We start from the raw sequence: 5,653 nt of genomic DNA on the forward strand, positions 1-5,653 counted from the left end.
GCGCGCGGCGGCCTGGACGTTCGGGACGAGCTGGGCACCCGGGCGCTTCTCGTAGGCGAGCTGCCCGTCCTGGCCGAGCTGGAAGACCTGGGGTGCCTCGGACTGGCAGACCCCGTAGGCGTGGCAGCGCTGGCTGTCGACGTCGACGCGCACGGTGGCCGGCTCCGGGTCGGCCCCGGCGGGCGGCGGCGCGACCAGCCCCACGCGGGCCAGCGCCTTGGCGGGCAGCACGCGCAGCACCGACAGCAGCACCGGCGGGACGAGCAGCGTGATGCCGGCGAGCCAGACGACGGCGAGGTGCCCGCTCGCGATGGCGCCGAGCCACGCGTGCACGGCGAGCAGGCCGATCGCGAGGTACCCCACCTGGTGGAAGCGCAGCCAGCGGCCTTCGCCGGCGCTGCGGCGCAGCCCCGCGGTCACGGACACGGCGATGACGAGCTCGAGGCCGGCGATGCCCAGCGCGTGCCGCGGGGTGCCGTCGTAGAAGGGCAGCAGCAGGTCGGCGACGCCGAACGGGTCGTCCTCCAGGAAGAGGAAGGTCAGCCCGTGCAGGGTGCCGGTGGCGAGGGTGAACGCGGCGAGCAGGACGTGCCCGGTGCGGATCGCGTCCTGGCCGCTGAACCGGCGGACCCAGCCGGTCGCGGCCAGGACGCCCCAGCACAGCGTCAGGCACATGCAGAGGTAGGTGAGGCGGCCGGACAGCGCGGCGGCCTCGGCGATCCCGGTGTCGTGCGGCGACACCGGGATCAGCGCGGCGTAGGGGGACATGGGACGGCTTACCTCCGGGTGCGCGGCGAGGTCCTGCCGGGGGTTCCGAGCAGGCGGAGCAGGCCGAACGTGGCGACGGCGGCGAGCGCCACGAGAACGGCGCCGACGGCGATGGCGCCGCCGCCGAGGGTGTCGTCCTCGGTGGCGGAGACGAGCAGGGACGTGGTCTCGGCGAGCCCGGTGCTCTCGAGCAGCGTCAGGTGCCCGAGCGAGGTGTCGACGGCGGTCTGGGCGAACGCGCGGACGTCGTCGTCGCGGGTGCCCGCGCGGACGTCGGAGGCGAGCCCGAAGAGCGTGCCGTACTCGGCGCGGAGGCGGTTGACGTAGGCCCGGTCGAACGTGTCGCCGGAGTCGGCGGCGATCTCGTCGGCCCAGCCGCGCTCCTGGTCGGTCGGCTCCCCCGGCAGGGTGACGGCGAGCCGGTCGGCGACGGCGCGCAGGGCGACGTCGAGGCGGGCCTGGTCGTCGGCGATGCGGACGGCGACGGCGCGCACCCGCCGGTTGGTGGCCCGCTCGACGGCGAGCCGGCTCGACGGCACGGCCCACAGCGTGTGCTGCTTCAACCGGGTCAGCAGGGCGCGGTCGGACTGCTGCAGTTCCCCGGCCGACGCGGGTATGGCGCAGGCCAGCACGAGCGCGGCCGTGGCGGCCAGCAACGCCACGAATCGGAGCGGCATCCCCGTTGTCCCTTCGCAAAGGAGTCCTCACCTCCTGTTACGGGGAGAAGGTGCGATCCGGTTCTCGCCGTCACCTTTTAGTGACCTGTGACGTGCATCACAAGACACATTGTGAACCGGTCCGGGGCGGCACTCGTCGACGCTGCATCGAATTGAGCGGTGAAACTAATACATATGGCCTATTAAGTGATTTTGCGCTACGCTCCGATGACCCCACGGTCCGCCAGTCAGGTGAGGTTGCGAGCTTTATGGAAGCACTGGGAAGAGAAAGCCGCGGCCGCGTCGGCTACGCGTCGTCCGCGACCGCGGTCGACACCGGCCCCGCCGCGGGAGACGACCTCGTCCCGTTGCTCTACAAAGATTTCCGCGCCACCCTGTTTGCGCAGGTCCTGGCCCTGACCAACCATGATCGACAGTGGACCGAAGACGTGGTGCAGGAGACCATGATCCGGGCCTGGCAGCACTCCGACACGCTCGAGCGCGAGCCCGGAATGCTGCGCGGATGGCTGCTCACGGTGGCCCGGCGGATCGTCATCGACGGCTGGAGGAATCGCCGCGTCCGCCCGCAGGAGGTCGCTCTGGAGATCCCGGAAAACGCCGAGTCCACCGACCGCGCCGACAGCTCGTTAGCCGCGCTAACGATTACTCGGGCATTGCGGGAACTGGATGCCAAATATCAGTCGGTCATCTACGAGACGTATCTCGCGGGAAACACCGTTCGACAGGCGGCGGAAATTCTCGGAATTCCGGAAGGAACCGTCAAATCGCGGTTGTACACGGCGATGCGGCAATTGCGGAAAGCGCTCGGGGAAGTGACGATCCGATGAGGGGGCGGAAGGGGGACGCCGCGGCCTACGGGCTGGGCGTCCACGACGATCCGGAAGAGTTCGAAGCCCACTTGCGGAGCTGCGCCCGGTGCCGGGGCCGGGTCGACGGGTTCACCCCGGTGGCCGGCGCACTGGCCGAGGCGGTCCGGCTCGGCTACCTGCCGCCGGGCGACGGTGCGGCCCGGCGCCGGAAGTCGGCGGGCTCGGCGGCCCTGCGGGGGCCGGCGGCCGGCCCGCTCCTGCTGCTCGCGCTCGGCGTGGCCGCGATGGCCCTCTGCGCGCACCGGCCGATCGTCGGGAAGATCCGGTTCGCAAGCCCTGCGTCCATCGTCTCCCCTGGTCAGGTCGTGGCCGGTACCGGCCTGGCCCCGCGGTGTCTCCCGTGGTCGGCCGGTTTCCAGTAGTCTGCCCCAACCCAACATGAAAGTCCTTACGGTGGATACCGAAGTAAATCCCGAGCACCCCGCCAGCGGGGCTTCGGTACCGAAGCGTCCCGCCCCGCGGCTCCCCGGCCGCGAGCCCGAGCTCGGCCGCCTGACCGGTCTCTTCCCGGTCGTCCTGGGCGGCGCGGCCGCCAGCGCGGTGCTGGCCGGCGAGTTCGGCATGGGCAAGAGCGCCGTCCTCCGGACCGCCGCGGCGCTGGCCGCGGACGCGGGCTTCACCGTCGCGACGGCCACCGGGTCGCGGCTCGAGAGTCACTTGGCCGGCGGGCTCGTCCGCCAGCTGGCCGACGCGCTCGAGGAGCCGGGCGCGCCCCCGCGCCCGCCCGTCGCCGAGCTGTGCGGCTCGGCCGGCGAGAGCGAAGCGCTCGACCTCTTCTTCCGGATCGTCCGCGACGCCACCGACCGCGGTCCGCTGTTCCTCGGCATCGACAACATCCACCTGGCCGACGCCTGGTCCATGCGGTGCCTGGCCTACCTCCGCAACCGCGTGCTCGACCTGCCGGTGCTGCTCGTCCTGACGTCCGTCATCGGCTACCCCCAGCACCGCGAGGTCGCGCTGCTGGACATGGTGGGGAGCACCCCGCTCACGATCACGCTCAACGGCCTCGGCGACGCGGCCGCGGCGGAGATCCTCGGCCTCGCCCCCGGGGAGCTGGCCTCCGCCTGCCGCGAGGCGACCGGCGGCAACCCGGTGCTGCTGCAGGCGCTGCGGCCGAGGCTGCTGCCCGGCGCGGACCCGCACGAGCTCGGCTCGTCGCTGATCGGGCAGGTGCTCACCACCCGGATACAGGAGTTCCCGCACGCGCCGGCCATCCTGCACGCGGCGGCGATCCTCGGCGAGGACGCCGGCTTCGACCTGCTGGCCCGGCTGGCCGGCGTCGACGAGCTGGACGCGCTGCAGGCGGTCGACACCATGGTCCGGCTGCACGTGCTGAACAACAGCGACCAGCCGACGCTGACCTACTCGTTCGTCCGCAACTCCCTGCTCAAGGACATGCCGCACACGACGCGGGCGGTCAACCACTCCCGGGCGGCGAAGCTGCTGGCGGAGGCGGGGGCGCCGCCCGAGCGCGTGGCCGCTCACCTGCTGGAAGCGACGTCGATCCGGATCCCGTGGGCGGTGGACGTGCTGCGGCTGAGCGCGCGCGACGCCGTGTTCTCCGGACGGCCCGAGCTGGCCGCGCGGCACCTGCGGCGGGCCCTGGAGGAGCGGCTGACGTCCGGGCGCCGGATGGCCGTGCTGCTGCAGCTGGCGCACGCGGAGTTCCAGTTCGACCCGCCCGGCGCGGCGAAGCGGGTGCGGGAAGCCGTCGACACGGTGGGCAACCGCGAGACGGCCGCGTACATCGCCACCGCGATGCTGCTGTCCCTCTGCGGCGGCCAGGACGCCCGGCTCGGGATCAGCGCGGCGGGCCAGATCGCGGCGCGGCTCGACGCGGGCGGCCCGGACGCGGTGTGGCCGCTGCTGTGCATGACCTACCTCGCCGAGGCCGGCAGCCGGCTCGGCCCGCCCCCGGAGTTCCGCGACTTCGAGGAGCAGTGGGCGCCGCTGACCGACCCGGCGGCCCAGCGGAGCCGCTCGGCACTGCTGGCGCTGGACGCCGTCCGCAGCGGCGAGTCCGCGCAGGACGCCGTCGGCCACTTCGCGGACGCGCTGAGCCAAGCCGGGGCCCCGAGCTCCGCCACCCGGAGCCCCCGGGACGCGGTCGGCGACGACGGCGAGCTGTTCGAGCAGCACTACTTCTTCACGCTGGCGACGGCGGTGCTCGCGGACGAGCCGGCCCACGTCGACCGGCTGTGCCGGGTCCTCGACGTCGAACGCGAGCCGTGGGACGTCCACGTGCCGCACGGCGCGCTCCCCACCCTGGCCCGCGGGATAGCGCTGCAGGCCAGCGGCGACCTGCAGCGCGCGAGCGTTCACTTCGAATCACTGCTGCGCCGCTTCGACGAGCGGGGCGCCACGACGACGTGCCCGGTCGGCGTGCTGTGCGCGGCGAAGCTCGTCGAGTGCTGGGTGGAGCTGGGCCGCTTCGAGGCGGCGACGTCCCTGCTGGACCGGATGGACTTCGTCGCCAGCCAGGGCCTGTTCACGCACACGTACCTGCTGTACGCGCGCGGCCGCCTGCGCGTCGCGACGGGGTACACGCGGTTCGGGTTCGAGGACCTCCTCAGTTGTGGCCGGCGCCTGGCGCACCACGGCATGCGCTTCCCGGGGTTCGTGCCGTGGCGGGCGCACGCGGCGCGCGCGGCGCTGGCGCTGGGCCAGACCGACGACGCGGCCCGCCTGGCGGAGGAGGACATCAACGCCGCGGCCCGGTGGGGCGCGGCCCGGCCGCTGGGCACGGCGCTGACGACGCTGGGCCTGGTCCGCGAGGACGACGAGGCGGAGCGGGCCCTGCAGAAGGCGATCACGACGCTGCGGTCGTCCCCGTCGCGGTTGCAGCTGGCGACGGCGCTGACGGAACTGGGGACGTTGCAGGCCCGGCACGGCCAGTCGGAGAAGGCGATCGAGACGCTGCGGCAGGCGGTGGAGCTGAGCGAGCAGTGCGGAGCGCGGCCGTTGGCCCGCCGGGCGGCGGAGGAGCTGCGCTCGGCACGGCGGGCACTGACGCCGGCGAAGGACAACGAGCACGGGTTGACCCGCCAGGAGAACCGCATCGCGGTGATGGCGGCACAGGGGCTGACGAACCGCGAGATCGCAACGGCACTGCACCTGACGCGCCGGACGGTGGAGCTGCATTTGTCGGGTGCGTACCGGAAGCTGGGGATTCCCGGGCGGGCGGAGCTGGGTGGGGCGCTGGCGAAGTCTTCGCAGCGGGGGGATGGTCGCTGAGTCCGGGGTTCCGGCTTGGGGCTTGCGGACGGTCGCCGAGGCATCGCGGGGGGGTGCGACCCGGCACTGCCGCCGAGGCGGGGCGGCATCACGCGCGAGCGGTCG

At 73.3% G+C, this 5,653-nt stretch carries 5 protein-coding genes; 3 read left to right on the top strand and 2 right to left on the bottom strand.

Going from position 1 to position 5,653, the window contains the following annotated elements; genetic code table 11:
* Both CCN39_RS45905 and CCN39_RS45910 read right to left on the bottom strand, forming a co-directional pair.
* Positions 1-768, bottom strand: a 768-nt coding sequence (locus tag CCN39_RS45905) for a ferredoxin (protein ID WP_086853253.1), incomplete at its 3' end; no start/stop codon positions are given.
* 8 nt (positions 769-776) lie between these two features.
* Positions 777-1,445, bottom strand: coding sequence for a DUF4142 domain-containing protein (locus CCN39_RS45910; protein ID WP_086853255.1), 669 nt, complete (start codon positions 1,443-1,445; stop codon positions 777-779).
* A gap of 248 nt (positions 1,446-1,693) precedes the next feature.
* On the opposite strand from CCN39_RS45910, the gene CCN39_RS45915 reads away from it, so the two are divergent.
* The 3 genes from CCN39_RS45915 to CCN39_RS45925 are packed head-to-tail and all read left to right on the top strand — an operon-like array spanning position 1,694 to position 5,548.
* Positions 1,694-2,272 (top strand): sigma-70 family RNA polymerase sigma factor, encoded by a 579-nt coding sequence (locus tag CCN39_RS45915; RefSeq protein ID WP_086853257.1) that lies wholly within the window; start codon positions 1,694-1,696, stop codon positions 2,270-2,272.
* Complete coding sequence (locus CCN39_RS45920) at positions 2,269-2,676, top strand: hypothetical protein (RefSeq protein WP_086853259.1); 408 nt, start codon at positions 2,269-2,271, stop codon at positions 2,674-2,676. The genes CCN39_RS45915 and CCN39_RS45920 overlap by 4 nt, the downstream gene beginning before the upstream one ends.
* Before the next feature lie 31 nt (positions 2,677-2,707).
* Positions 2,708-5,548, top strand: coding sequence for a LuxR family transcriptional regulator (locus CCN39_RS45925; protein ID WP_086853261.1), 2,841 nt, complete (start codon positions 2,708-2,710; stop codon positions 5,546-5,548).
* Positions 5,549-5,653 lie beyond the last annotated feature (105 nt).

This window comes from Amycolatopsis kentuckyensis (assembly GCF_002155975.1).
Classification (GTDB): domain Bacteria; phylum Actinomycetota; class Actinomycetes; order Mycobacteriales; family Pseudonocardiaceae; genus Amycolatopsis; species Amycolatopsis kentuckyensis.

What these genes read in the sequence shown, in the direction of transcription:
- CCN39_RS45910 (WP_086853255.1), bottom strand. Translation starts at nt 1,445, where the DNA reads ATGCCGCTCCGATTCGTGGCGTTGCTGGCCGCCACGGCCGCGCTCGTG.
- CCN39_RS45915 (WP_086853257.1), top strand. Translation starts at nt 1,694, where the DNA reads ATGGAAGCACTGGGAAGAGAAAGCCGCGGCCGCGTCGGCTACGCGTCG.
- CCN39_RS45920 (WP_086853259.1), top strand. Translation starts at nt 2,269, where the DNA reads ATGAGGGGGCGGAAGGGGGACGCCGCGGCCTACGGGCTGGGCGTCCAC.